Source organism: Zunongwangia profunda SM-A87 (genome assembly GCF_000023465.1).
GTDB lineage: Bacteria > Bacteroidota > Bacteroidia > Flavobacteriales > Flavobacteriaceae > Zunongwangia > Zunongwangia profunda.
Genome location: NC_014041.1, coordinates 47,800 through 71,065 on the forward strand (window position 1 = coordinate 47,800; position 23,266 = coordinate 71,065).

26 protein-coding genes are annotated in these 23,266 nt (G+C 35.3%); 23 read left to right on the forward strand and 3 right to left on the reverse strand.

Annotated elements, in window-relative coordinates; translation table 11 throughout:
• The gene (locus tag ZPR_RS00215; RefSeq protein WP_013069560.1) at positions 1-774 is read left to right on the forward strand and encodes a glycosyltransferase family 2 protein; all 774 of its coding nucleotides are present in this window, start codon (positions 1-3) and stop codon (positions 772-774) included.
• On the opposite strand, the gene ZPR_RS00220 is transcribed toward ZPR_RS00215, so the two are convergent.
• Entirely contained in the window at positions 763-2,073 is a 1,311-nt protein-coding gene (locus tag ZPR_RS00220; RefSeq protein ID WP_013069561.1) for a phenylacetate--CoA ligase family protein, read from the reverse strand. The two genes, ZPR_RS00215 and ZPR_RS00220, sit on opposite strands and share 12 nt — an antisense overlap.
• Positions 2,074-2,322: 249 nt before the next feature.
• Here ZPR_RS00220 and purD point away from each other — a divergent pair, with 249 nt between their 5' ends.
• On the forward strand, positions 2,323-3,441 hold the full coding sequence (gene purD / locus ZPR_RS00225; protein WP_233421451.1) for a phosphoribosylamine--glycine ligase: 1,119 nt from the start codon (positions 2,323-2,325) through the stop codon (positions 3,439-3,441).
• A gap of 2 nt (positions 3,442-3,443) precedes the next feature.
• On the opposite strand, the gene ZPR_RS00230 is transcribed toward purD, so the two are convergent.
• The gene (locus ZPR_RS00230) at positions 3,444-3,668 is read right to left on the reverse strand and encodes a DUF6341 family protein (RefSeq protein WP_013069563.1); all 225 of its coding nucleotides are present in this window, start codon (positions 3,666-3,668) and stop codon (positions 3,444-3,446) included.
• A gap of 46 nt (positions 3,669-3,714) precedes the next feature.
• Between ZPR_RS00230 and ZPR_RS00235 the strand changes: the two genes are divergently transcribed.
• The 3 genes from ZPR_RS00235 to ZPR_RS00245 all read left to right on the forward strand — a co-directional run bounded on the left by ZPR_RS00235 (position 3,715) and on the right by ZPR_RS00245 (position 6,508).
• A complete protein-coding gene (locus tag ZPR_RS00235) occupies positions 3,715-4,641 on the forward strand; it encodes a DUF6427 family protein (protein WP_013069564.1) in 927 nt (308 codons plus the stop codon).
• A 181-nt stretch (positions 4,642-4,822) separates the two neighbouring features.
• Entirely contained in the window at positions 4,823-5,428 is a 606-nt protein-coding gene (locus ZPR_RS00240) for a DUF4254 domain-containing protein (protein ID WP_013069565.1), read from the forward strand.
• A 6-nt stretch (positions 5,429-5,434) separates the two neighbouring features.
• On the forward strand, positions 5,435-6,508 hold the full coding sequence (locus ZPR_RS00245) for a glycosyltransferase family 9 protein (protein WP_013069566.1): 1,074 nt from the start codon (positions 5,435-5,437) through the stop codon (positions 6,506-6,508).
• A 60-nt stretch (positions 6,509-6,568) separates the two neighbouring features.
• Here ZPR_RS00245 and ZPR_RS00250 read toward each other — a convergent pair whose 3' ends face one another.
• Positions 6,569-7,615 (reverse strand): ferredoxin--NADP reductase, encoded by a 1,047-nt coding sequence (locus ZPR_RS00250; RefSeq protein ID WP_013069567.1) that lies wholly within the window; start codon positions 7,613-7,615, stop codon positions 6,569-6,571.
• Between the two features lie 130 nt (positions 7,616-7,745).
• Between ZPR_RS00250 and ZPR_RS00255 the strand changes: the two genes are divergently transcribed.
• The 18 genes from ZPR_RS00255 (at position 7,746) to dut (ending at position 23,245) form a co-directional block, all read left to right on the forward strand.
• The gene (locus ZPR_RS00255; RefSeq protein WP_013069568.1) at positions 7,746-8,081 is read left to right on the forward strand and encodes a PadR family transcriptional regulator; all 336 of its coding nucleotides are present in this window, start codon (positions 7,746-7,748) and stop codon (positions 8,079-8,081) included.
• Between the two features lies 1 nt (position 8,082).
• A complete protein-coding gene (locus ZPR_RS00260) occupies positions 8,083-8,748 on the forward strand; it encodes a hypothetical protein (protein ID WP_013069569.1) in 666 nt (221 codons plus the stop codon).
• A gap of 35 nt (positions 8,749-8,783) precedes the next feature.
• Positions 8,784-9,479: a hypothetical protein gene (locus tag ZPR_RS00265; RefSeq protein WP_013069570.1), complete on the forward strand. Its 696-nt coding sequence runs from the start codon at positions 8,784-8,786 to the stop codon at positions 9,477-9,479.
• A 53-nt stretch (positions 9,480-9,532) separates the two neighbouring features.
• The gene (locus ZPR_RS00270; protein WP_041578429.1) at positions 9,533-11,017 is read left to right on the forward strand and encodes a DUF5687 family protein; all 1,485 of its coding nucleotides are present in this window, start codon (positions 9,533-9,535) and stop codon (positions 11,015-11,017) included.
• Positions 11,018-11,130: 113 nt separating this feature from the next.
• Positions 11,131-11,898 carry an ABC transporter ATP-binding protein gene (locus ZPR_RS00275; RefSeq protein ID WP_013069572.1) on the forward strand — a complete coding sequence of 256 codons (768 nt, stop codon included), beginning with the start codon at positions 11,131-11,133 and terminating at the stop codon, positions 11,896-11,898.
• 117 nt (positions 11,899-12,015) lie between these two features.
• Positions 12,016-14,550: a type IX secretion system periplasmic lipoprotein PorW/SprE gene (porW, locus tag ZPR_RS00280; protein ID WP_013069573.1), complete on the forward strand. Its 2,535-nt coding sequence runs from the start codon at positions 12,016-12,018 to the stop codon at positions 14,548-14,550.
• Between the two features lie 17 nt (positions 14,551-14,567).
• Entirely contained in the window at positions 14,568-14,963 is a 396-nt protein-coding gene (locus ZPR_RS00285; RefSeq protein WP_013069574.1) for a bactofilin family protein, read from the forward strand.
• On the forward strand, positions 14,944-15,162 hold the full coding sequence (locus ZPR_RS00290; RefSeq protein ID WP_013069575.1) for an AtpZ/AtpI family protein: 219 nt from the start codon (positions 14,944-14,946) through the stop codon (positions 15,160-15,162). Before ZPR_RS00285 ends, ZPR_RS00290 begins: the two co-directional genes overlap by 20 nt.
• Positions 15,163-15,549: a hypothetical protein gene (locus ZPR_RS00295; RefSeq protein WP_013069576.1), complete on the forward strand. Its 387-nt coding sequence runs from the start codon at positions 15,163-15,165 to the stop codon at positions 15,547-15,549.
• 133 nt (positions 15,550-15,682) lie between these two features.
• A complete protein-coding gene (gene atpB / locus ZPR_RS00300; RefSeq protein ID WP_041578430.1) occupies positions 15,683-16,765 on the forward strand; it encodes a F0F1 ATP synthase subunit A in 1,083 nt (360 codons plus the stop codon).
• 21 nt (positions 16,766-16,786) lie between these two features.
• Complete coding sequence (atpE, locus tag ZPR_RS00305; RefSeq protein WP_013069578.1) at positions 16,787-17,017, forward strand: ATP synthase F0 subunit C; 231 nt, start codon at positions 16,787-16,789, stop codon at positions 17,015-17,017.
• Between the two features lie 89 nt (positions 17,018-17,106).
• Positions 17,107-17,601 carry a F0F1 ATP synthase subunit B gene (locus ZPR_RS00310; RefSeq protein ID WP_013069579.1) on the forward strand — a complete coding sequence of 165 codons (495 nt, stop codon included), beginning with the start codon at positions 17,107-17,109 and terminating at the stop codon, positions 17,599-17,601.
• A 9-nt stretch (positions 17,602-17,610) separates the two neighbouring features.
• Complete coding sequence (gene atpH, locus ZPR_RS00315; protein ID WP_013069580.1) at positions 17,611-18,051, forward strand: ATP synthase F1 subunit delta; 441 nt, start codon at positions 17,611-17,613, stop codon at positions 18,049-18,051.
• 161 nt (positions 18,052-18,212) lie between these two features.
• Positions 18,213-19,793: a F0F1 ATP synthase subunit alpha gene (atpA, locus tag ZPR_RS00320; RefSeq protein WP_013069581.1), complete on the forward strand. Its 1,581-nt coding sequence runs from the start codon at positions 18,213-18,215 to the stop codon at positions 19,791-19,793.
• Between the two features lie 79 nt (positions 19,794-19,872).
• Positions 19,873-20,733, forward strand: a complete 861-nt coding sequence (gene atpG / locus ZPR_RS00325; RefSeq protein WP_013069582.1) for an ATP synthase F1 subunit gamma — start codon at positions 19,873-19,875, stop codon at positions 20,731-20,733.
• Between the two features lie 146 nt (positions 20,734-20,879).
• Positions 20,880-21,320: a hypothetical protein gene (locus tag ZPR_RS00330; RefSeq protein ID WP_041578432.1), complete on the forward strand. Its 441-nt coding sequence runs from the start codon at positions 20,880-20,882 to the stop codon at positions 21,318-21,320.
• Between the two features lie 27 nt (positions 21,321-21,347).
• Complete coding sequence (locus ZPR_RS00335) at positions 21,348-22,814, forward strand: oligosaccharide flippase family protein (RefSeq protein ID WP_013069584.1); 1,467 nt, start codon at positions 21,348-21,350, stop codon at positions 22,812-22,814.
• Positions 22,811-23,245: a dUTP diphosphatase gene (gene dut, locus ZPR_RS00340; RefSeq protein WP_013069585.1), complete on the forward strand. Its 435-nt coding sequence runs from the start codon at positions 22,811-22,813 to the stop codon at positions 23,243-23,245. The genes ZPR_RS00335 and dut overlap by 4 nt, the downstream gene beginning before the upstream one ends.
• Positions 23,246-23,266 lie beyond the last annotated feature (21 nt).

Consider the following 23,266-nt stretch of genomic DNA (forward strand, 5'->3'; position numbering starts at 1 on the left):
ATGCAAAACCCTTTGGTTTCTGTGATCATGCCCGCCTATAATTCCAATGAATTTATTGCGTTGGCTATCGAATCGGTTATTGCTCAGGAATATAAAAACTGGGAGCTTATTATTGTAGACGATGCTTCAAAAGATGCTACCGTTAATACGATTCGGAATTATATAAAGAAAGAGCCTCGTATCAAAATTTTTAGAAATCAAACCAACCATGGTGCAGGGTATTCAAGAAATAAAGCGATTAAGGAGGCTTCAGGAGAGTTTATAGCTTTTTTAGATGCAGATGATCTTTGGAAACCAGAAAAGTTATCTCTGCAGCTTAAATTTTGCGAAGAAAACAATGCAAAAATTGTATTTAGCAGTTATGGCCGCATTAAAGAAAATGGCGAAAATTTAAATGAAATAATCGAAGCTTTACCTTTTGTTAATTACCCTAAATTGATTAGGAGTAATTATATAGGCAATTTAACGGGAATGTATAATGCTGGTAAAATTGGTAAAGTGTATCATCCCGACATACGAAAAAGGCAGGATTGGGCTATGTGGCTTGAAGTAATTAGAAAAGGAGGAACGGCCCATGGGATGGAAGAATCGCTGGCTTTATACCGAATAAGAAAAGGATCTGTTTCAGAAAACAAATTTGAAATGCTTTCCTATAATTTCAAAATTTATAATAAAGTTTTGGGCTATGGAAAGCTAAAAAGTATGTATTGGGTTCTTATCTTTTTAGGAGAACATTTTTTTGTAAAATCCAGGCAACTAAAATCAATTGATTAAAGAAGTAAACTGTTTGAGCTTCCCGCTTTTGCTTCGGGTTAAGCTCTGTTTTCTTCTAAAATTAACGTTCAAATTTTTCCCTACATACTTTTCTACCGCTTCAGCGATTTTGGTCGTTTCTTCAGCGTCAAAATCAGTATCTCGTACATATTCAATATCAAAAGAATCTATTTTAGTTTGGGTCACTATAAATTCTTTGGTGCTCCCGGTATCGTCGATAATCGTTTTAGTTACGTAATAAAATGTAAGTCCGGGAACTACTTTTCCATCTGCAAGTTTTGCCACATCACTGGTTCTTCCTATCAAAGAGGCTAATATTGGCTTTTTGGGAGTACTTTTTTTAGACATTATACCAATGTCTCCAATAGCATACCTAATTATGGGATGGGCTTTATTATACAAGGAGGTTATTATTATTCTTCCTTCTTTACCATGTGGTAAAGTTCTATTGTCTTCATCCACGATTTCTATAAAAAGATCGCTGCGATTAAGACACCATTCTCCGTTAGGGTTTTCGAAAGCGATAAGGCCTACTTCGCTGGCGCCATATTCGTTTACTACGGGTATGCCTATAGCCTCTTCAATAACTTTTTTATCCTTTTCAAATAATCGCTCTGAAGTTACAATGCAAAGTTTTAAACTAGGACAAATCTCTTTAAGTACAATCTTTTCTTTTTTTAAAAACTTAGAAAAAAGCAGGATAGCGCTGGTGTAACCGTTTAAATAATCAAATTTACTTCTCCTAAACCGATCAAGAAAGCCTTGCAATTTAGTCTCGCTAAGATCAAAAATACTAAAACGCCTTCTTAGGCTTATCTGGTCTTTAATTCGTTCTTGAAGATGACCGTAAAAATCTAACGGAATTCCATAAAATCTTGCCTGTAGTGATTTGTTGAGATCTATACCGTGCCAGTTATAATGATTGTTAAAACCTTCCCAGGTCATGGCATGGCAAAGTTTGTCTTTGGCAAAAGTAAAAGGGTGGCCGCTACTTCCAGAGGTCTTACCCACATAGCTATTCTTTAAATTAAAACTTTGGCTTAGGCGGTTCTCTAAGGGTTGTTGTAGATCGGTTTTGGTCATAATAGGAATATCCTCCCAATTTGGGATCGCCTTACTTCCTATAAAGCTCTTATAGAAATTATTGTTATTTAAATGATAATCAACAATTTCTTTTTTTTTAGTTTCAATATATTGTGGGTACTGGTTTGCGGGAATATTGTCTATTTCATCCAACATTTTTCGGGCCCGATTTACAGGAAATTTATTGAGCTGAAGCGAAAGTTTAAACCAATCCAAAACTTAACAATGCTTTTTTATTCGATTTTATTGGTGCTTCAATTTACAAACAATTATTTTTGAAGTCCAAAATAAATATTTCTAAAAAAATGAAAATCTTAATACTAGGTTCCGGCTTTTGGGGGAAAAGGAGATATTTTTGAGCCGGCCAAGATCTATTATCGTATTGTGTTGTACGGGGTGCCCATCCTCGCGCTTAATATGATGGGGAATAATGTGATAAGAGCTGAGGGCAAACCCACGTTTGCCATGGTCTCGATGATTATTCCATCTGTAGACATGTTGGTCGTGGGGCCAGAAGATCCTCTTGTCAAGGGAATTACAGACTTTTGTAAGGGAGAGCCAGACTTAAAAGACCTTTTGATTGTGGGGCCTTCAAAGCGCGGTGCACTACTGGAAGGAAGTAAAGAGCGTGCCAAAGAATTTATGGCAATGTATCAAATCCCAACAGCGGCGTACGAAAGTTTTACTATAGAAAGTTTAGAAGCCGGTAAAACGTTTTTGGAAACTTTAAGTGCCCCTTATGTGCTTAAAGCCGATGGTCTTGCTGCAGGAAAAGGCGTTTTAATTTTAAACGATCTTGCTGAAGCGAAAACCGAATTAGAAAATATGCTGAAAAATCAAAAATTTGGAGAAGCTAGTGCCAAAGTGGTGATCGAAGAATTTTTGGACGGAATAGAACTTAGTGTTTTTGTCTTAACCGATGGTAAAAATTATAAAATCCTGCCAACAGCTAAAGATTATAAGCGAATAGGAGAAGGCGATACAGGCTTAAACACGGGTGGAATGGGAGCAATATCTCCGGTACCTTTCGCTGATGCCGAATTGATGCAGAAAATCGAAGAGCGTATTGTAAAGCCTACGGTAAATGGTCTTACTGAAGAAAATATAGACTATAAAGGATTTATTTTTATCGGTTTGATAAAAGTAGGAAAGGAGCCTTATGTGATTGAATATAATGTACGAATGGGAGATCCTGAAACCGAAGTAGTCTTACCAAGGGTAAAATCAGACCTGGTTGAGGTACTTGCAAAAACCGCAGAGGGGAAACTTAATGAGGTCGATCTAGAGATTGACGAGAGAGCTGCGACAACAGTAATGATGGTTTCTGGCGGATATCCAGAAGCTTATGAAAAAGCTAAAGAAATAACCGGTATCGAAAATGTAAACGTTGAAGATGCGCTCGTATTTCACGCAGGAACTACGTTAAAAGATGGTAAAGTAGTGACCAATGGCGGGAGGGTAATCGCCGTAACCGCGTTTGGAGAAGATTATAAACAGGCACTAAAAAAATCTTATCAAAATGTAGAGAAACTACAATTTGATAAGATGTATTTTAGAAAAGATCTAGGGTTTGACCTTGCTTAGGATTATCCTAAGTAAGGCTTAGACCTTGTGTTTTCGTCATCGGCGTCTTGGAAAATCTTTAATTGTTTGCACCAGTATGCAAAAGCGATCATTCCAATGATAATAAATACAAAGTTGATGGCGTTAGCACCCCACCAGGAGTCTAGTTCTAGAGAACGTAGCCAATCAAGAGGAACAAGAAGTACATTTTCAAAAAGCCACGAGATTCCTTCAAAAAATTCAGTCATCGTTTAACATTGTTAGTTTAACACTACAAAAATAGAAAAAAGAGCAATGCTAACAAGCTTTTTTGCCAAATCAAAGCCAATTAATATTACGCTTGTCCTCGTATTGCTATCTGGGTTTTTTATAACAGCTAACTTTCATACCTGGTTTTTAGCTTTCGAAATCTTTAAATTCTTTAAAATTTTAGGCGTTTTTTTAGCGCTGATGTTGTCCTTATTTTTGCTGAATTTTATAGCTAAAAAAAACGACCTTACTCAGCGGAGTGCATATAAAGTCCTTTTATTTTCGGTATTTTGCGCTTCTTTTTTTTCCTTGCTTAAGGATTATAACGTGATTGTTGCCGCAACGCTTATTTTATTGGCACTACGCCGAATTATAAGCTTAAAATCACAAATAAGCGTACAAAAGAAAATATTTGATGCTGCTTTTTGGATTTGCATTGCTTCCTTATTTTATTTCTGGTCCATTTTATTTTTATTTATTGTACTAGGCGGAATTATAATTTATTCGCCCAGACCCAAAAACTGGTTAATTCCTATAACTTCAGCAGTTTGTGTATACATGATTTACTGCTCCATCCATTTGTTGGTCTACGATCAGTTTTATTTAATGGCAGATTGGTACCAGCCCTATAATTTTGATTTCTCTAACTATCAGTCTTTTAAATTCTTAACACCAATAAGTATCATTTTAGCTCTTACGCTATGGTCTCTTGTATATTACTTTTCAATTATTCAAAAAGCAGGTGTTAGTTTACGACCCTCCTTAAACCTTATTTTGTTTACGCTTATTATCGGTATTTCTGTAGGCATACTGGCGCCGAGTAAAAATGGAAGTGAGCTTATTTTTTTCTTCATTCCACTTAGTATTATTGTTTCCAATTATTTTGATACCGGCCGGGATAAAATCTTTAGGGAAATACTATTATTAATATTGATTTTGATGCCCTTTGGAGTGCTATTTATTCAGAGTTAAAATTGCTTCAGAAATATATTTGTGGTATTTGAATTTTTGGTCATTTAAAAGGAATGTTTAGCAATTATAGATTTTGTAATACCTTTGTATTTCAATTTAAAATAGTCATTAAAATCGCCAAATCCTGAAATTTTCAGATTTTAGAGGCGTTTAAGCTATTCAGTTTTAAAAAATCAACATAATGTTTACAGATAAAGCCAATAAGATCTTTCAGGAAGTGATCAAAAAATATCATGAAATTGATACTGTAGATCAGCTTTTTACAAACCCTTATGATAGCGATTCCCAACTTATAGAGCATCTTCTTTATAGAAAATGCTGGATAGATACCGTACAGTGGCATTACGAGGATATTGTAAGAGATCCTAATATCGATCCTATAGCCGGTTTAAAATTGAAACGCCTTATTGATGCTTCTAACCAGGATCGTACCGATACGGTAGAATATATTGATAGTTATTTCCTCGAAAAATATAAGGCGGTTGCGCCAAAAGAAAACGCGACTATTAATACAGAAAGCCCGGCTTGGGGAGTAGACAGATTATCGATCTTAGCACTTAAAATTTATCACATGCACGAAGAAGCTACTCGTGAAGATGCTTCAGCAGATCATAAAGAAAAATGCCAGGCAAAGCTTGATATTTTATTAGAGCAGCGGGTAGATCTTTCTTCAGCAATCGATCAGCTTTTAAAAGATATAGAGAACGGGGATAAATATATGAAAGTCTATAAGCAGATGAAAATGTATAATGATGACGAATTAAATCCTGTTTTACGAAATAAATAAAATTAGATGAGCACTGCACATCAACATATTCCCAATGAAAATAGAGAGAAAGGTGCTCATATTCTTGCTATCCGTTTATCAGCAATGGGAGATGTTGCCATGACGGTTCCGGTGATTAGAACCTTTATGGCGATGTATCCCAATTGTAGGATTACCTTTCTTACCCGGCCTTTTTTTGCGCCCATGTTTAAGGGCATTCCCAATATAGAAATTTATGAGGCCGATATTAATGGCGAACATAATGGCGTGATGGGGTTGGGAAGGTTGGCCCGGGAATTACGAAATCATGAGATCGAAATGGTAGCTGATCTTCACAATGTTCTTAGGAGTAACGTATTGAAATCGGTTTTTTATTTCTTTGGAATTCCAGTAAAACAAATCGATAAGGGTAGGGCTGATAAAAAGAAATTAACACGTGAAGATCATAAAGTTTTTAAAGAGTTGAAAAGTACACATCAACGCTATGTAGATGTGTTTACGGCTTTAGGATTTCCTCTTGATTTTAATAAACATATTTTTCCGGAAAAGCAGCAAATTCCCTCCAAAATACATGAAATTGTAGCTCATTCTTCTAAAAAATGGTTAGGAATAGCGCCTTTTGCACAACATAGTTCCAAAGCTTATCCTGCAGATTTAATGGAAGAAGTTTTAAAAAAACTGAATAAACAAGACAATATTCAGGTGTTTCTTTTTGGCGGTGGTAAGGCAGAAATCAAAAAACTACGATCTTGGGAGCAGCAGTTTGAGAATAGTATAAACGTCGCCGGGCTTTTATCTTTTGAAGAAGAACTGGCTTTAATATCTAATCTTGATGCCATGTTATCTATGGATAGCGGCAATGGACATATGGCAGCGATGTACGGGGTTCCGGTAATTACCATTTGGGGAGTCACACATCCTTTTGCCGGTTTTAAGCCTTTTCAGCAACCTTTCGAAAATTCAATGATTCCAGATTTAGAAAAGTTTCCCAAAATACCCACCTCGGTATATGGTAATAAATATCCTGAAGGTTACGAACTTGCTATCAGGACTATAAGTCCGGTTAGAGTGGTAAAAAAGATAAATTCAGTATTAAATTAAAAAAGAAAAAGGCTTTCACTAATACTGAAAGCCTTTTTTATATAAAAAATTGAAGATGATTTAAACATCGTCATAATCTACTTTAATGGTAGGAGTGAGTGGATGTGCCTGGCAGGTTAAAATCAATCCTTCTTCGATCTCATCATCGGTAAGAATCTGATTTTTACGCATTTCAGCTTTTCCTTCTACAATTCTTGCGATACAGCTACTGCAAATACCGCCCTGGCAGGAATAAGGAACATCAAGGTCGTTTTCCAGCGCAGCATCCAAAATTACATCAGTTTGATTCATCACAAAGCTTGTTTCCTCATCGTCAACCATTACTGTAATTTGAGTTTGGCCTTCAAGATTGGCTTCAACTTCGCCGCTATCATTACTGGTAAATAATTCGTAATAAATATTTTCTTCAGCAATTCCGTTATTGGTAAGGACTTCACTTACATGATTAATCATTTCTTCAGGCCCACAAAGATAAACAGCATCAAAAGGCTGATCTTTAAATTTGTTTTTCATTACGAAATTAACCGTACTGGTTTCTATCCGTCCAAAATGTGCATTGTCTTCTCTTGCTCTACTAAATACAAATTCAACAAAAAGACGATCTGGATAAGCGGCCTGAAGCTCTAAAAGCTCTTTAAAAAAGATGGTGTCTTCTGGAGATTTATTGCCGTAGGTAAGAATAAATCTACTTTTCGACTCTTCAGATAGTACTGTTTTAATAATCGATAAAACCGGTGTAATACCACTACCTGCTGCAAATGCAGCATAGGTTTTGGCACTTGTAGAAGGTTCTAAAACAAATTTACCCTCAGGAGGATGAACTTCTAAAATATCGCCCGCTTGCAGACTATTGTTGGCAAGAACGGAAAATTTACCACCTTCAACTTCCTTAACCGTTACTTTAAATTCTTCTGAATTTGGAGCTGAACAAAGGGAATAAGCTCTACGCAGTTCTTTGCCATCAACATCTGCTTTTATAGTAATATACTGCCCGGCTTTAAATTTGTATTCCTGCTGAAGCTCTGAAGGAATATCAAACGAAATACTCACAGCCTGAGGTGTTTCTCTAATGATTTCCTTTATTTTCAGTTTATGAAATGTACTCATCAAAAAATAATTTGTGGGCAAAAATACAAAGTAAGCGGCGTTTTGAAAGATTTAAAATTTAAAATTACATACCTAAGAATATTATGCATAATAAATTTATGTATATTTATCATCAAGAAATCTTTTTTCAATGTCGAATTCAAAATTATATAAGGGTAGTTTATCTACGATTATTTTAAAGCTTTTAGCTGAGAAAGATAAAATGTATGGTTACGAAATTACTCAGAAGGTAAAAGAAATTACCAATGGCGAATTGAAAATCACTGAAGGAGCGCTATATCCCGCATTACATAAGCTTGAAGCCGACGGCTTTTTACAGGTTGAAGTGAAAAAAGTGGATAATCGTCTTCGTAAATACTATAAACTTACCGAAGCCGGTATGAAAGAGAAGGTGCATAAAATCAATGAATTAGAGCAATTTATTGAGAACATTCAGGGAATCATTAATCCTAAATTCAGCATTTAAGATGAAAAAGTTGAACCCGGTACAGCTAGAAGAAATTCGAAGTATCCTACGACACAAAGGAATTATTTTCTTTAATATTCAGGAAGAACTTCTAGATCATATTGCCAGTGAAATAGAAGAGAAAATGGCTATGGAAAGTTTAAGTTTTGAAGCCTCTTCGAAAGCTGTTTTAGGCTTATGGGAAAATTCCTTTAGATTAAAACAAAATAGATTATTACTCGGTAAGGACTTGTATCCTAAAATTATTTACGAGGAACTTAAGCGTAACTCGGTAAAAATGCTTTGGCCATTATTACTGTTATCTTTGGTTTTGACAAGTCTTTTGGTCATTCTTAATTATGAAACCAATGAGTTATTTAAGGATTTTGCATACCTCATTGGTTTCTTTTCCCTAACTGCCGGAATCATTTCATTGTTCCTCTATCCTCAATTAAAAAATGGTAAGCAAACGATTTATAGCCATCTGCTTTTAAAAGATTTTAAAATATTTATTCCGATGGCGACTACAGTAATTTTACAGGTTTACGAACAAAAGTTGGAGAATGCCTCTATGTATCAAAGTATCCTTTTTTCTTTTTTTATGGCTATGATGCTTTGCTTTTTAATCTATTTAGTCATGTTGTATTTAAAGCATTTAGATCTTCACAGAAAGTATGCTTTATCCTAGGGGTCATGAAAAAATCATTTTAAAACGCTCGTGTGATGCAAAAAGTGAATTCAAATCAAATAGATAGACTTTATCGTTTTACTCGTGAGCATTTTGTAGAATATTATGATGTACAAACTGAGTTGGTAGATCATTTAGCCTCTGTTATAGAAAAGCAATGGAGAGAAGATCCGGCTATAGGCTTTGAAAATGCTTTACAGGAAGAATTTAAAAAGTTTGGGATATTTGGTTTTTTGGAAGTTGTTGAAGAACGACAGAAAGCAATGACGAAAACTTATTGGAATCTGGTTTTAAAAGAAAGTCTGGAATTTTTAAGGCTACCAAAAGTAATTCTTATGATAAGTATTGTTTCTTTTATTTTTTGGAGCTTAAGTGAGTTTGAGTACGGAAAAATAATGATAGGTTCGATTGTTTTAATTGAGATGATCTTTCTTTTTTATCACCTTATTAAACTTAACCGTGAAAAGAAAAAGCGGGTAAAAAGAAAAGGTAGAATATATCTTTTAGAAGATATGATTTTAAACGTTGGTCAAATTGTAGCGACATCTTTTTATCCAGGTTATTTGCTTTTGTATTTTGATAAAATAATTCCAAACGAAATCGCGTCTATTGTCATAGCAATATTGATCGCATTCGCATTTGTAATACATTATGTAGCAGTTATTGTCCTTCCTGAAAAAACGAAAGATATTTTATTAAGAATATATCCAGAGCTATCGTTAAATTATTAAATCACGTGTAACAAAAGTCAAAATCTAGACACAAGTAAGTAAAGCATTTTTTTATGGTAGGTAAATTACTCAGTTTAGAATGGAAGTCATTTACGCGTAGCGCAAGTTTTGGCAAAAGTCTCGGACTTAAAATCTTTATGATCTTTATCGCGGTATATTTTGCTGTTATGTTTCTTTTTATGGGAATAGGACTTTATCCTATACTAGAAAAAATGTATCCTGCTGAAGATCCGCTTTTTAAATTAAACGAATATATTTTAGCCTGGCTGGCATTTGAACTTATATTTCGGTTTTTTATGCAAAGTCTTCCGGTGGTACAAATAAAACCTTTATTACTTCAGAATATTAAAAAGCATAAGGTTATAAATTTTGTGCTTTTAAAGTCGTTATTCTCATTCTATAATATTTTACCAGTTTTAATTTATGTGCCTTTTGCTGTGGTGGTAGCCGTAAAATCTAATCATAGCGTAATTTCCATGATTGCCTGGGCGTGTAGTGTATTGTTCTTTAGTTTTTCAGTCAATTATTTTAATTTCCTAATCAAAAAGAAGTTTGCAGAAGATTTAAAATCATTCTTACCAGCGATAATTTTTATTTTGGCTTTAGCAGGCTTAGAATATTTTAATGTTTTTCCGGTAAGTGAAAAATTTGGTATCTTCTTAAATTATGTGTTGGAAATGCCGTATTTGGCTGTTTTGCCACTAATTCTTGTAGTAATGTTTTTTGTTTGGGTACGAAATACTTTAAAAAAGAAATTTTATTTAGATACGGGATTAAAAACAAAACAAAGAGAGGTTAAATCCCAGGATTTTGAGTGGTTAAAAAGATTTGGTGATGTAGCGACTTTTCTACAGTTGGATATGAAGCTTATCTGGCGTAATAAACGACCCAAAACAACGGTGTATCTTTCATTTTTCTTTTTACTGTATGGCTTATTGTTTTTTACCAATTCAGTTTACGAAGGAATGCCTGTAATGTTTGTTTTTGCAGGTATTTTTATCACCGGAATATTTATGATCAATTTTGGCCAATTTGTACCCAGTTGGGATGCTTCTTATTATCAAATGATAATGTCGCAAAATATCCCAATGCGTAAATATCTGGCTTCTAAAGCTGCGTTGATAAGTTTTAGTATTATAATACTAAGTATTTTAAGTACGCCTTATGTTTATTTTGGCTGGAATATTTTACTCATCATTTTTGTTTGTGCATTGTATAATCTTGGAGTAAATGTGCCTTTATTAATGTTTACAGGTTCATTTAATAAAAAACGTATTGATTTAGAAAAAAGTCCGTTTATGAATTACCAGGGAACAGGCGCAGCACAATGGTTGGTGGCCATACCTTTATTGGCAGTTCCGCTGGGTATTTTCTACTTATTTTATAAAGTATTCAGTTTTAATATAGGTCTTTTAGCGATAGGAGTGTTAGGTATTATAGGTATCGTTCTTAGAAATTACCTAATGGACAGAATAACCATACAATATAAAAAGAATAAATATGCCATGATTCATGGTTATAAACAAACCGGGGATTAATCTCTAAGGGCCTGCCCAGATGTGCTTGATTCTATCCAGTAACCAAAAAAGACTAAAGCTTAAAATTCAATTCTAATTATTAAAATCTCGAATACCCCAATAAATAGCATATTATGATCACAGCAACCAATCTATCTAAAGTATATAATGGCACCAAGGTTTTAGATATCGACCATTTAGAAATTCCTCAGGGTCAAAATTTCGGACTCGTGGGAAATAACGGTGCCGGAAAAACAACCTTTTTCAGTTTATTATTAGATTTGATAAGACCTACCACAGGTAATATATTTAATCAGGATATCACCGTAAACGAGAGTGAAGACTGGAAAACATTTACCGCGTCTTTTATCGACGAGAGTTTTTTGATTGGATATCTTACGGCCGAAGAATATTTTTATTTTGTAGGCGAACTGCGTAATCAAAATCGTGCCGATATTGACAGTTTTTTGAAGCAATTTGAAGAATTTTTTAATGGCGAAATTATTGGACGGAAAAAATACCTTCGAGATTTATCGAAAGGTAATCAGAAAAAAGTGGGTATTGTTGCTGCGTTAATAGGCGAGCCCAAAGTGGTAATTTTAGATGAGCCATTTGCTAATCTGGATCCTACAACACAAATTAGGCTGAAGAAAATTATCAAAGATCTTTCTGAAATTTCGGGAACTACTGTTTTGGTTTCCAGTCATGATCTTATTCATGTTACTGAAGTTTGTGAGCGCATCGTAGTGTTGGATAAGGGGAATATTGTACGGGATATAAAAACTTCTGAAGCCACTTTAAAAGAACTGGAAACCTATTTTTCTGGAGAGCAAATTCCTGAAGAAATCAAATTATCTGCGGAAGAAGAAACAGGAGAAGCTAGAACTAATAATCCTGACTAATCACCATCTGATTTTTCTTATTTAAAGCGCAAACCTTTGTATTTGTAAAAAGAAACTTATTTTTACATACTAAATCCTGCGTAACTGAGTTATGATGGTAATAAGAAAGGGTTGATTTTGAGGAGATTTACACAAGCTTTTTTCATTTTCATCCTTCTGGGGGCAATAATTTCATGCTCCAGAAAGAAGGATACTTTTATTAGTCGAAGCTGGCATTCGGTTACTGCTGAATATAACACGCTTTATAACGGAAATCTTGCCCTGGAAACTGGACGTGAAGAACTAAACCAAAATTATCGGGATAATTATTGGGATGTATTGCCTATAGAGCGTATGCAAATCGATGAAGAAATCTTACTTCCCGATAGCATACGCAATCAAAATTTTGGTGTAGCCGAACAAAAAGCGGTAAAAGCAATACAACGACATTCGATGTTAATTGCCGGGGAAGAAAAAAATCCGCAAATCGATGAAGCTTATATGCTTTTAGGAAAAGCAAGATATTTTGATCAGCGTTTTATCCCGGCTTTAGAGGCTTTCAATTATATTTTACAAAGATATCCCGCCAGCAATAGTATTCGAAATGCGCAGATTTGGCGAGAGAAAACCAATATCAGGTTAGAGAATAACAGGGTTGCGATTAAAAATCTAAAAAGGATTATCGAAAATTCGCAATTCGAAGATCAGGAATATGCCGATGCAAAAGCAGCCATAGCACAAGCATATATTAATTTAAAGTATCCCGATAGTGCACTGGCACCCTTAACCACAGCGGCTAACTTCACTAAGAAAAACGAGGAGAAAGGACGTTACTTTTTTATTTTAGGCCAGTTGTATAACCAACTCAATCAACCTAAAAATGCCAATTTAGCTTTTGATGAGGTGATTGATTTAAACCGCAAATCACCGCGCATTTATATGATTAATGCGTATATCCAAAAGGCTAGAAATTTTAATGCCGAAGAAAACGACGATCAGCAATTAAAACAAATGCTTACTGATCTTGAAGAGGATCGTGAAAACCGCCCGTTCTTAGATAAAATTTATTTTCAAATTGGTGAATATTATTATCAGCGTGATTCTATAGATACCGCTATTGTTTATTATAATAAATCGCTTAGGAGCAGAGCTAACAGTGATCCTTATCTGCGATCTATAAATTACGAGATCCTGGCAAATATTAATTTTGACCAATCAGAATATCAAACTGCCGCAAAATATTTTGATAGTACGCTTTTTGAAATGCCCTCTAATTTAAGGGAATATCGTACTATAGAAAAGAAGCGTAAAAATTTAGATGATGTGATTTTCTATCAGGCTATCGCCGATAAAAACGATAGTATCTTAGATTTAGTAAAATTACCACGTGAAGAACAAATCGCTTTTTACACTGCTTATACCGATAAATTAAAAGAAGGCTACCAGAAGGAAATTGAAGCGGGGGAAGCCCAGGCAGCTTTAGCTTTAAACACAGCAGGTCCCGGCGTTCCCAATATAGGAGTACCAGTAGAAGAAAATGCAAGTAAGTTTTATTTTTATAGTGAAAACCGCATCAATAGGGGAGAACGCGAATTTTTAAGGATTTGGGGAAATCGGGAACTCGCGGATAATTGGCGATGGATGGCTACCGGAAATACCGGCATCAACACACAAGATGAAGATAGTATAGCCGAATTTGATTTTTCCAGCGATCCAAGGTTTGACCCTTTAACCTATGTAGAAAAGCTCCCTACAGATAATAAAGTTATCGATAGTTTGTATGAGGATCGTAACTATGCGTATTATCAATTAGGTTTAATCTACAATGAGAAATTTGGTGAATACCAGTTAGCTGTAGATCGTTTAGAACAAGTGCTGGCCAGTAATCCTGAAGATCGATTAATTCTACCTTCAAAATATAATCTTTATAAAGCCTACGGAAGATTAAACATGCTGAATCAACAGGACCGGATGAAAAACGATATTATTTCTAATTATCCCAATTCTCAGTATGCGGTTTTTATTCAGAATCCACAAAGCTTAGCCGATGGGGAAAGTCTGCCTAAAATGAGTTACGAAAAGACTTTCGAACTTTACGAAAATCAGCAATTTGTAGAGGTGATTTCTGAAAGCGATAAGTTTATAACCCGGTATACTGGAGAAGAAATCGTCCCGAAGTTTGAATTATTAAAAGCTATGGCTATAGGGCGTTTAAGAGGTTTGGCGGAATATCGAAAAGCCCTTGGGTATGTTTCTTTAACCTATCCGCAATCCCAAGAAGGACAAAAGGCCAAGGAAATGATTAGCCGTACGCTGCCCAGATTAAGCAGGCTCCAACTGAAGGAAGATAGTCTGGCAACTAATTATAAACTCATCTACGAATTTGAAGCTTCTAAAACAGAAGAAGCCCGGGAACTTCAGCAAAAAATAGATTCGGCTTTAGTAACATTGGGTTATTCGGGTCTTTCAACCTCTATAGATCCCTATACAGATGATCGCATCTTTGTAGTTGTACATGGTTTAGAAGATCGTCCCAGAGCTTTAGGCTTTGGTGAATTATTGCGTGAAAATGATGATTATAAGGTTAAAAATGATTTTCTTGCAATCTCAACAGACAATTATCGGGTAGTTCTTTTAAAAAAGAACCTAGATATTTATAAAACAGATTATTAACACTCACTCTTAATACGATGTTTTCAGAAAAAAAGAAAGGAATGTCCGGCAAAGAAATGTTTAACGAACAAAATAAAATTGCTGCAGGAACACAGATTACCGGAGATATAACAGCAAAAGGTGCTTTTAGAATTGAAGGCTTTTTAAAAGGATCTTTAATGACCACTGGGAAAGTGGTCATTAGCAAAAATGGAAGCATAGAAGGGACATTAGAATGTGAAAATGCCGATATTGAAGGTAATTTTAATGGGAAACTAACAGTAAGTGGGGTATTGAGTTTAAAATCATCTGCAATTGTAGATGGAGAAGTGGTTGCTGGTAAACTCGCTGTTGAACCTGGTGCAAATTTTAATGCTACTTGCCAAATGCGCGGCACAATGAAGTCGGTTAAGAATGAAAAACAATCAGCGTAATAAATATCTTGTATTTGTAAATGTAGGTTTCCAGATGGCAATTATCATTGCCGGTGCAGTCTTTTTGGGGATTTGGTTAGACAAAAAATTTCCTAATAAATTTTCTGCATACACAATTTCAGTATCACTATTAGGTGTTTTTATTGCTTTATTCCAGGTAATAAGAAGTGTTAAAAATATAAGTAAAGACGACGAATAGATGGGAAAACCATTATTAAATTTCCTTAAGGTATTCTTACCTTTTTCTTTAATATTATTTATAATTCAATTTCTGGTTATTTCAAATTTCATAGAAGCAAGCCTATATTACAGTACGCTTGCTAATTATGCCTTTCATATTTTCGCCACATTGCTTATTTATACCCTCTTGCTATATATAAACCTTAATTTTTCAGATAAAACGGGTTTTGCTTTTATGGGGTTGGGTTTGTTAAAAATGGTTTCGGCGGTTTTGTTTTTGTTGCCGGCATTGCTTGATGATGAGGTTTCAATTTTTGCTCAGGTTATCGCTTTTTTTGTGCCTTATTTTATTTTTTTGATTTTCGAAACCACTTTTGCCGTAAAATTGATTAATCATAATAAATGATTGAATATCAATAATTTTTAAGATTAATTGAAATCTAAATAAAAAATTAAAATGTGGACTTTCACATAAAAAATAAAAGTATACCTTTGCACCGAAATTTAGAGCCCATAATTTTATAAGTAGACCAGGTATTATGATAGCACAGAAATCGTTAAAGATTATAGTGACATTTGCACTAGCCTTACTTCCGGTTTTTTCTTTTGCATCAAAAGAGGACTCTTTAGTAGAAGCTGAAAAAGAATTTAATGCTACAGATATGATTCTTCACCATATTGGTGATGCACATGGCTGGCATTTTTATGGAGAAGGAGAGAATTCTTTCACACTACCACTTCCGGTGATTTTATATACCGATAATGGTCTTGTAACTTTTATGTCTAGTGAATTTCACCATGATACCGAAGGGCATCATGTAGTCGAAAAAAACGGAATGAGTTTCGTTAATCTTCACGAAAAGATTTATCAATTAGAAGAAGGTGCTCATGAGGTTGAGTTTGATAAGGAACACCATCCTTTAAATGCAGAGCGTCCTATCGATTTATCGATCACTAAAAACGTAGCGGCTATGTTTATCACCGTTATCATTATGTTGATCATTTTTAGTCGTTTAGCCTCCTTCCACAAAAAGAATAAACACGCTCCAAAGGGCTTTAACAACTTACTGGAGACTTTCGTTTTATTTGTAAGAGACGAAATTGCGAAGCCGCAAATAGGAGAGAAAAAATACATGAAGTTTATGCCATTTTTATTAACGGTATTTTTCTTCATATGGATTACAAACTTGATTGGCTTATTGCCAGGTGCAGCCAATGTTACCGGTAATATTGCCGTAACAGTATCCCTTGGGTTATTCACGTTGGTATTAATTGTAATTAACGGGAACAAAGATTTTTGGAAGCATACCTTATGGATGCCAGGAATCCCAACTTTTGTAAAACCTATTTTAACGATAGTAGAAGTTGTTGGATTGATTGTAAAACCTGTGGCCCTGATGATTCGTTTATTTGCAAATATTACGGCAGGGCATATTATCATATTGAGTTTAATCGGACTGATCTTTATATTAGAAAGTGCTGGCGTAGCTGGTATTTCAGTGCCTTTTGCATTGTTTATTTCAGTTCTGGAATTGCTTGTAGCATTTTTGCAGGCATTTATTTTTACTATGCTGTCGGCCTTATTTATAGGGATGGCAGTACAAGAACATGAGCATCATTAATTTTAATTTTAATTTTTTACTATGGAGTATTTACACATTGGACTTGCAGCTTTAGGTGCTGGTCTTGCAGTTATTGGAGCAGCGATTGGTGTTGGTAAAATCGGTGGTTCTGCTATGGACGCTATTGCCCGTCAGCCAGAAGCTTCCGGAAAAATCCAAACAGCTATGATTATTGCTGCCGCTCTTGTTGAAGGTGTTGCCCTTTTTGGAGTTGTTGCTGCATTACTAGGGGTACTTACCGTACCAGCATAGTCTAGGAAAATTAGAAATCGGTTTGTAACGGTTGGTTACAAACCGATTTTAAACCCATTAAAAATTGAAAGTTTTAATTTAAAAATATTATGGATTTAATCACTCCTGAAATTGGTTTACTTTTTTGGCAGACAATAGTTTTTCTTGTACTTATTTTAATTTTAGCAAAATTTGCATGGAGACCTATTCTTGGAGCTGTTAAAGAACGAGAAGACTCGATTAATAATGCGTTATCTTCAGCTGAAGAAGCTAGAAAAGAGATGCAAAATCTTAAGGCGGATAACGAGCAGTTAAGAAAAGAAGCCCGTGCTGAAAGAGATGCTATTCTTAAAGAAGCCCGTGAGTTAAAAGAAAAGGTATTGGCTAGTGCTACAGAAGAAGCACAAACCAAAGCAGATATGATTGTAGCACAGGCTAAGGAAAGTATAGAGATGGAGAAAAAGGCAGCTATGGCAGAAATCAAATCTCAGGTTGCTAATTTATCTATAGAAATTGCAGAAAAAGTAATTCGTAAGGAATTATCAAGTAAAGAAAAGCAACACCAGATGATCAACGAGATGCTAGGTGATGTTACTTTAAATTAATACTTTGTGATGAAGGGAACCAGAGCAGCACAGCGTTACGCAAAAGCCATTCTTGAATTAGCAAACGATAAGAAAGTAGCTAAAGATGTTAAGGAAGATATGCTTAGTATTTCTAAAACAATCGAGAATAGTGAAGATTTAAGGAGTACTTTAGCAAGTCCTGTAATAAAGCCCAGTCTTAAGAATCAAATTTTAAAAGCGATCTTTAAAGATGTAAATGGGTTAACTACAGGAGTTTTTAATTTGCTGGTAGAGAATAATCGTATCAATATCTTAGATGTTGTTGCTAAACAATATTTATCCTTATTTGATACTTCTATTTTGGTACAAAATGCTGTGGTAACTACTGTAGTTCCTTTAACAAAAGAGCTTGAGGTTAAAATTCAGGCCAAAATAAAAGAGCTTACCGGTAGGGAAGCAACGATCGAGAATAAGATTGATGAAATTTGAAACTGACTAATATTCTTTCCTTTCAGCGATTGGTCTCTTTTTCTGTTGGGCTACAACTTAAACAACTTAAAGACAGAATTTAAAACAGGCAACAACGCATACGTTTCTAAAATTTAATAAAAACCGCCCGTATTTAACGAGGCATTTTATCTTAAATAATTATGGCAGAAGTAAATCCTGCTGAAGTATCAGCAATATTAAAGCAACAACTTTCCGGATTCGAGGCAAAGGCTTCTTTAGACGAGGTTGGTACCGTACTTACAGTTGGTGACGGTATTGCAAACGTTTATGGGCTTTCTAATGCGCAGTACGGAGAATTAGTTCAATTTGACAGTGGTCTGGAAGGAATGGTACTTAACCTTGAAGAAGATAATGTTGGGGTAGTACTTTTGGGACCTTCAAAAGAAGTTAAAGAAGGTTCTACCGTAAAAAGAACACAACGAATTGCTTCGATCAATGTTGGTGAAGGTATTGTTGGAAGAGTAGTAAATACTTTAGGAGAACCAATCGATGGTAAGGGTACTATTGAAGGTGAAACTTTTGAAATGCCTTTAGAGCGTAAGGCGCCTGGTGTGGTTTTTCGTGAGCCAGTAACAGAGCCTATGCAAACTGGTATTAAGTCTATTGATGCCATGGTGCCGGTAGGAAGAGGCCAGCGTGAGCTGGTAATTGGTGACCGTCAAACAGGAAAAACAACTGTTTGTATCGATACCATTCTTAACCAGAAAGAATTTTATGATGCCGGTAAACCGGTATACTGTATATATGTAGCTGTAGGACAAAAGGCGTCTACAGTTGCTGGAATTGCTAAAGTTTTAGAAGATAAAGGAGCCTTAGCTTATACCACTATTGTAGCTGCAAATGCATCAGACCCTGCGCCTATGCAGGTTTATGCTCCGTTTGCCGGTGCTGCAATTGGTGAGTATTTTAGAGATACAGGACGTCCTGCATTAATAGTGTATGATGACCTTTCTAAGCAGGCAGTAGCCTATCGTGAGGTTTCTCTTTTATTACGTCGTCCACCAGGACGTGAAGCTTATCCAGGGGATGTTTTCTTCCTTCACTCAAGATTATTAGAGCGTGCTGCAAAAGTGATCAATGATGATGATATTGCAAAGACCATGAATGATCTTCCTGATTCGCTTAAAGACAAAGTAAAAGGAGGAGGTTCTTTAACAGCACTTCCAATTATCGAAACGCAGGCCGGTGACGTATCAGCATACATCCCAACTAACGTAATTTCGATTACTGATGGTCAGATTTTCTTAACATCAGATTTATTTAACTCGGGTGTACGTCCTGCAATTAACGTTGGTATTTCGGTATCTCGTGTAGGTGGTTCTGCTCAGATTAAATCGATGAAAAAAGTAGCGGGTACGCTTAAATTAGACCAGGCACAGTTCCGTGAACTTGAAGCTTTTGCTAAGTTTGGTTCAGACCTTGATGCAGCTACTATGAGTGTGATCGAAAAAGGTAAGCGTAACGTAGAGATTCTTAAGCAGGGACAAAATGATCCTTATCCGGTAGAAGATCAAATCGCGATTATCTTTGCAGGTTCTAAAAACTTACTTAGAGAAGTTCCTGTAGAAAAAGTAAGAGAATTTGAAAGAGATTATATCGAATTCTTAAATGCTAAGCATAGAGATGTTATGGATACGCTTAAAGCCGGTAAACTTACCGATGAAGTTACAGATACATTAGCTTCTGTAGCAAAAGAGCTATCTGAAAAATATAAAGGATAAAAGTTTATAAGCGAAGAGTGCAAAATAGCATTGCACTCTTTGTTCTATTTAGTATTTAGGCTAGTCCAATTTTAAAAATATGGCAAACTTAAAAGAATTACGTAGCAGAATTACCTCGGTTTCTTCAACCATGCAGATCACCAGTGCCATGAAAATGGTATCTGCGGCAAAGTTGAGTAAAGCGCAGGATGCTATCGAGTCTATGCGCCCTTATTCACAAAAGCTATCCCAGCTTTTACAGGATCTTAGCGCTACCTTAGATGATGATACTAGCAGTAAATATGCAGAGCAGCGTGAGGTTCAAAAAGTACTGGTAGTTGCGATTTCTTCTAACAGGGGTTTAGCAGGTGCTTTTAATGCCAATATCATTAAAGGCGTAAAAAATGCTGTGGCTAAAGAATATTCAAATAAGGATGTTCATTTATACAGTATTGGTAAAAAAGCCAACGATATATTAAAACGAAGCTTTAAGGTATATAAGACAAATACCGAGATCTTTGAAGATCTAAGTTTTGAGAACGTATCTGTTATTGCTGAGGATTTAATGGAGCAGTTCTTAGAAGGAAATTACGATAAGATTGTACTGGTGTACAACCACTTTAAGAATGCTGCTACACAGGCTGTTTTAACTGAACAGTTTTTACCTATTCCTAAGTTTGAAACTGAAGAAGAAAAACAACTTGATTATATTTTTGAGCCTTCTAAACTCGAAATCGTAAAAGATTTGATCCCAAAGTCGCTTAAAATGCAGTTGTATAAGGCCTTAAGGGATTCGTTTGCATCAGAGCATGGTGCCCGTATGACGGCTATGCATAAAGCAACTGAGAATGCCACAGAACTTAGAGATTCACTTAAATTATCTTATAATAAGGCTAGACAGGCTTCGATTACCAACGAAATTCTTGAGATTGTTGGTGGTGCGGAAGCGCTTAATAACTAATAAGTTTATTTTATATATTTAAAAGCCCGGTTTTTCCGGGCTTTTTTGTTGTAAAAATCTATGAGCCTTATTGGCTATTTTTTAAGCATATTCTTCTTTGGCACTCGTTTTGATTTTAGTAAGTAAACAATCAAACCATTACGATTATGAAACATACTTATGTTATGCTTAGCCTTTTTTTCTTTACGCTTTTTACGAATTGCGGAACAAACAAAAACCTGCAGGAAGAAGCACCTGCGGAATTTCAGCAGGCATTCTATACCACAGTTGATGGGCAGATGACCTTTTATCTTCCGGTGACTGCGATCCAAAAAAATCGTATAGAATTAAAAAACATTTATTTTAAGGGATTAAAATCCCCAATTGTTTATAACGAAGATGGGCAAAATCGATACACTGCTAGCTTCGGTATTCGCCAGTCTGATTATGTAATGAGCTCAGATCCTCGTGAGGAGTACGGGAATAAAATGCCGCAAAAACCAGAAAAAAGTCCGGTTAGTATCGCAAAAGATCAGGCCTTATTAGAATTTCAGGAAAATGGTGAAACCAAATATTATGTAATTAGTGATATCGAGGAACGCAAATAGGTATTGTTCTCCTAATTATTAGGATATTTGCAGGAAACCCAGAGCCTGTTGAGTACTTTAAAACGATTTTTTCAGGATACAATTATTTACGGTATTGCTACTGTAGTACCAAGGTTACTAAATTTTATTTTAGTGCCCTTACATACCGATGTACTGGATACTAAAGATTATTCTGTAAATACAACATTCTATATTTGGGCTGCCTTGTTCAATGTATTGCTCACTTACGGTATGGAGACTTCGTTTTTTCGTTTTTTTAGTAGAGCAGAGGATAAAAACAAAGTGTATTCAACATCTTTTATTGCCTTAACCATAACAACATTATTATTTTTTGGTTTAGGAATGCTCTTTCAGGATTCGTTTATAAGAGTAGTAGATTTAGATCCTTTCTTTTTTAATATCTTTTTTTCAGTCATAATTTTAGATACGCTGGTAGTCATTCCTTTTGCCTATCTACGAGCGACCAATAGGCCGGTTAGATTTGCCTTAGTTAAGCTGTTAAATGTATTTATCGTGTTTGCGATTAATATCTATTTTTTATGGCTCGTACCAAAGTTTCCGGCTTTTGCCCCTCAATATGTCTTAAATCATTTTACTCAAAAAGATATTTTAGGCTATATATTTATGGCCAACCTTGTCGCCAGTGGGATTACGTTTTTAATTTTGCTACCCTATTTCTTTAAGACAAAAATTCAGTTTAGTTTCTCACTTATAAAGCAAATGTGGAAGTACGGCTGGCCAATTATGCTAGCGGGAATATCATTTATCATTAACGAAAATCTTGATAAACTGCTGCTTAAAGATATTCTTTCCGAAGAAATTATGGGAGCTTATTCGGGGTGTTATAAACTGGCGGTTTTTATGATGATTTTTATCCAGGCCTTTAGAATGGGAGCCGAGCCTTTCTTTTTTAATCATGCTAAAGAGAAAAATGCGAAAATAACCTATGCCCGAATTTTAGAGTACTTTGTAATATGCGGGGGCATAATACTCTTGGTTTTGGTATGTTTTATAGATATTTTTAAACAGTTTATGATCCCTAACCAGGAATATTGGAAGGCGATGGCTATCGTACCCATTATCCTTTTGGCTAATTTATTTTTAGGAATTTATCATAATCTTTCTGTTTGGTATAAGCTTACCGATAAAACAAGAATGGGGATGTATATTTCTCTTTTTGGTGCTTTAGTCACCGTTATTTTAAATATTACCTTAATAGGCAAATTTGGATTTATGGTAGCTGCCTGGGCGACATTGGCCGCTTATGGGAGTATGATGTTGATTTCATATTTCTACGGAAGAAAATACTACCTGGTGCCTTATAACGTTAAGAAAATAGGATTGTATTTACTGCTTTCTGTGGGACTATCGGCCATTAGTTTTATATACTTCAGGCAAAATTATATAGTTGCAACCTTATTTGTTCTCATATTTGTGGGAATTACGTATTTTAAAGAACAAGAAGACATAAAGAAAATATTAAAGCGATCATGACGATTAAAATCATTAACAAAAGTTCACACGATTTACCAGGTTATGCTACAGAAGCTTCTGCAGGAATGGATCTAAGAGCCGAATTATCAGAGCCGGTTACTTTAAAACCATTAGAAAGAGCAATCGTAAAAACAGGCTTGTTTATAGAGCTACCAGTAGGGTACGAAGCACAGGTACGACCAAGAAGTGGTTTAGCCGCAAAAAAAGGAATTACCGTTTTAAATGCTCCCGGAACAATTGATGCTGATTATCGCGGCGAAATAGGGGTGATTTTGGTGAACTTATCGAATGACAACTTTATCATCGAAAATGGCGAGAGGATTGCGCAATTAGTAATCGCCAAACATGAACATATTAAATGGGAAGAAGTTGAAGTACTTACAGATAGCGTACGCGGAGCTGGCGGGTTTGGCAGTACGGGAACAAAGTAATTTCAATTTTTTCGAAAAACT

What these genes read in the sequence shown, in the direction of transcription:
- ZPR_RS00310 (WP_013069579.1), top strand. Translation starts at nt 17,107, where the DNA reads ATGGATTTAATCACTCCTGAAATTGGTTTACTTTTTTGGCAGACAATA.
- ZPR_RS00240 (WP_013069565.1), top strand. Translation starts at nt 4,823, where the DNA reads ATGTTTACAGATAAAGCCAATAAGATCTTTCAGGAAGTGATCAAAAAA.
- atpA (WP_013069581.1), top strand. Translation starts at nt 18,213, where the DNA reads ATGGCAGAAGTAAATCCTGCTGAAGTATCAGCAATATTAAAGCAACAA.
- purD (WP_233421451.1), top strand. Translation starts at nt 2,323, where the DNA reads ATGGTCTCGATGATTATTCCATCTGTAGACATGTTGGTCGTGGGGCCA.
- ZPR_RS00265 (WP_013069570.1), top strand. Translation starts at nt 8,784, where the DNA reads ATGCAAAAAGTGAATTCAAATCAAATAGATAGACTTTATCGTTTTACT.
- ZPR_RS00255 (WP_013069568.1), top strand. Translation starts at nt 7,746, where the DNA reads ATGTCGAATTCAAAATTATATAAGGGTAGTTTATCTACGATTATTTTA.
- ZPR_RS00250 (WP_013069567.1), bottom strand. Translation starts at nt 7,615, where the DNA reads ATGAGTACATTTCATAAACTGAAAATAAAGGAAATCATTAGAGAAACA.
- ZPR_RS00230 (WP_013069563.1), bottom strand. Translation starts at nt 3,668, where the DNA reads ATGACTGAATTTTTTGAAGGAATCTCGTGGCTTTTTGAAAATGTACTT.
- atpG (WP_013069582.1), top strand. Translation starts at nt 19,873, where the DNA reads ATGGCAAACTTAAAAGAATTACGTAGCAGAATTACCTCGGTTTCTTCA.
- atpE (WP_013069578.1), top strand. Translation starts at nt 16,787, where the DNA reads ATGGAGTATTTACACATTGGACTTGCAGCTTTAGGTGCTGGTCTTGCA.
- ZPR_RS00295 (WP_013069576.1), top strand. Translation starts at nt 15,163, where the DNA reads ATGGGAAAACCATTATTAAATTTCCTTAAGGTATTCTTACCTTTTTCT.
- ZPR_RS00260 (WP_013069569.1), top strand. Translation starts at nt 8,083, where the DNA reads ATGAAAAAGTTGAACCCGGTACAGCTAGAAGAAATTCGAAGTATCCTA.
- ZPR_RS00215 (WP_013069560.1), top strand. Translation starts at nt 1, where the DNA reads ATGCAAAACCCTTTGGTTTCTGTGATCATGCCCGCCTATAATTCCAAT.
- atpB (WP_041578430.1), top strand. Translation starts at nt 15,683, where the DNA reads ATGATAGCACAGAAATCGTTAAAGATTATAGTGACATTTGCACTAGCC.
- ZPR_RS00275 (WP_013069572.1), top strand. Translation starts at nt 11,131, where the DNA reads ATGATCACAGCAACCAATCTATCTAAAGTATATAATGGCACCAAGGTT.
- ZPR_RS00330 (WP_041578432.1), top strand. Translation starts at nt 20,880, where the DNA reads ATGAAACATACTTATGTTATGCTTAGCCTTTTTTTCTTTACGCTTTTT.
- atpH (WP_013069580.1), top strand. Translation starts at nt 17,611, where the DNA reads ATGAAGGGAACCAGAGCAGCACAGCGTTACGCAAAAGCCATTCTTGAA.
- ZPR_RS00235 (WP_013069564.1), top strand. Translation starts at nt 3,715, where the DNA reads ATGCTAACAAGCTTTTTTGCCAAATCAAAGCCAATTAATATTACGCTT.
- ZPR_RS00285 (WP_013069574.1), top strand. Translation starts at nt 14,568, where the DNA reads ATGTTTTCAGAAAAAAAGAAAGGAATGTCCGGCAAAGAAATGTTTAAC.
- ZPR_RS00290 (WP_013069575.1), top strand. Translation starts at nt 14,944, where the DNA reads ATGAAAAACAATCAGCGTAATAAATATCTTGTATTTGTAAATGTAGGT.
- ZPR_RS00245 (WP_013069566.1), top strand. Translation starts at nt 5,435, where the DNA reads ATGAGCACTGCACATCAACATATTCCCAATGAAAATAGAGAGAAAGGT.
- ZPR_RS00270 (WP_041578429.1), top strand. Translation starts at nt 9,533, where the DNA reads ATGGTAGGTAAATTACTCAGTTTAGAATGGAAGTCATTTACGCGTAGC.
- dut (WP_013069585.1), top strand. Translation starts at nt 22,811, where the DNA reads ATGACGATTAAAATCATTAACAAAAGTTCACACGATTTACCAGGTTAT.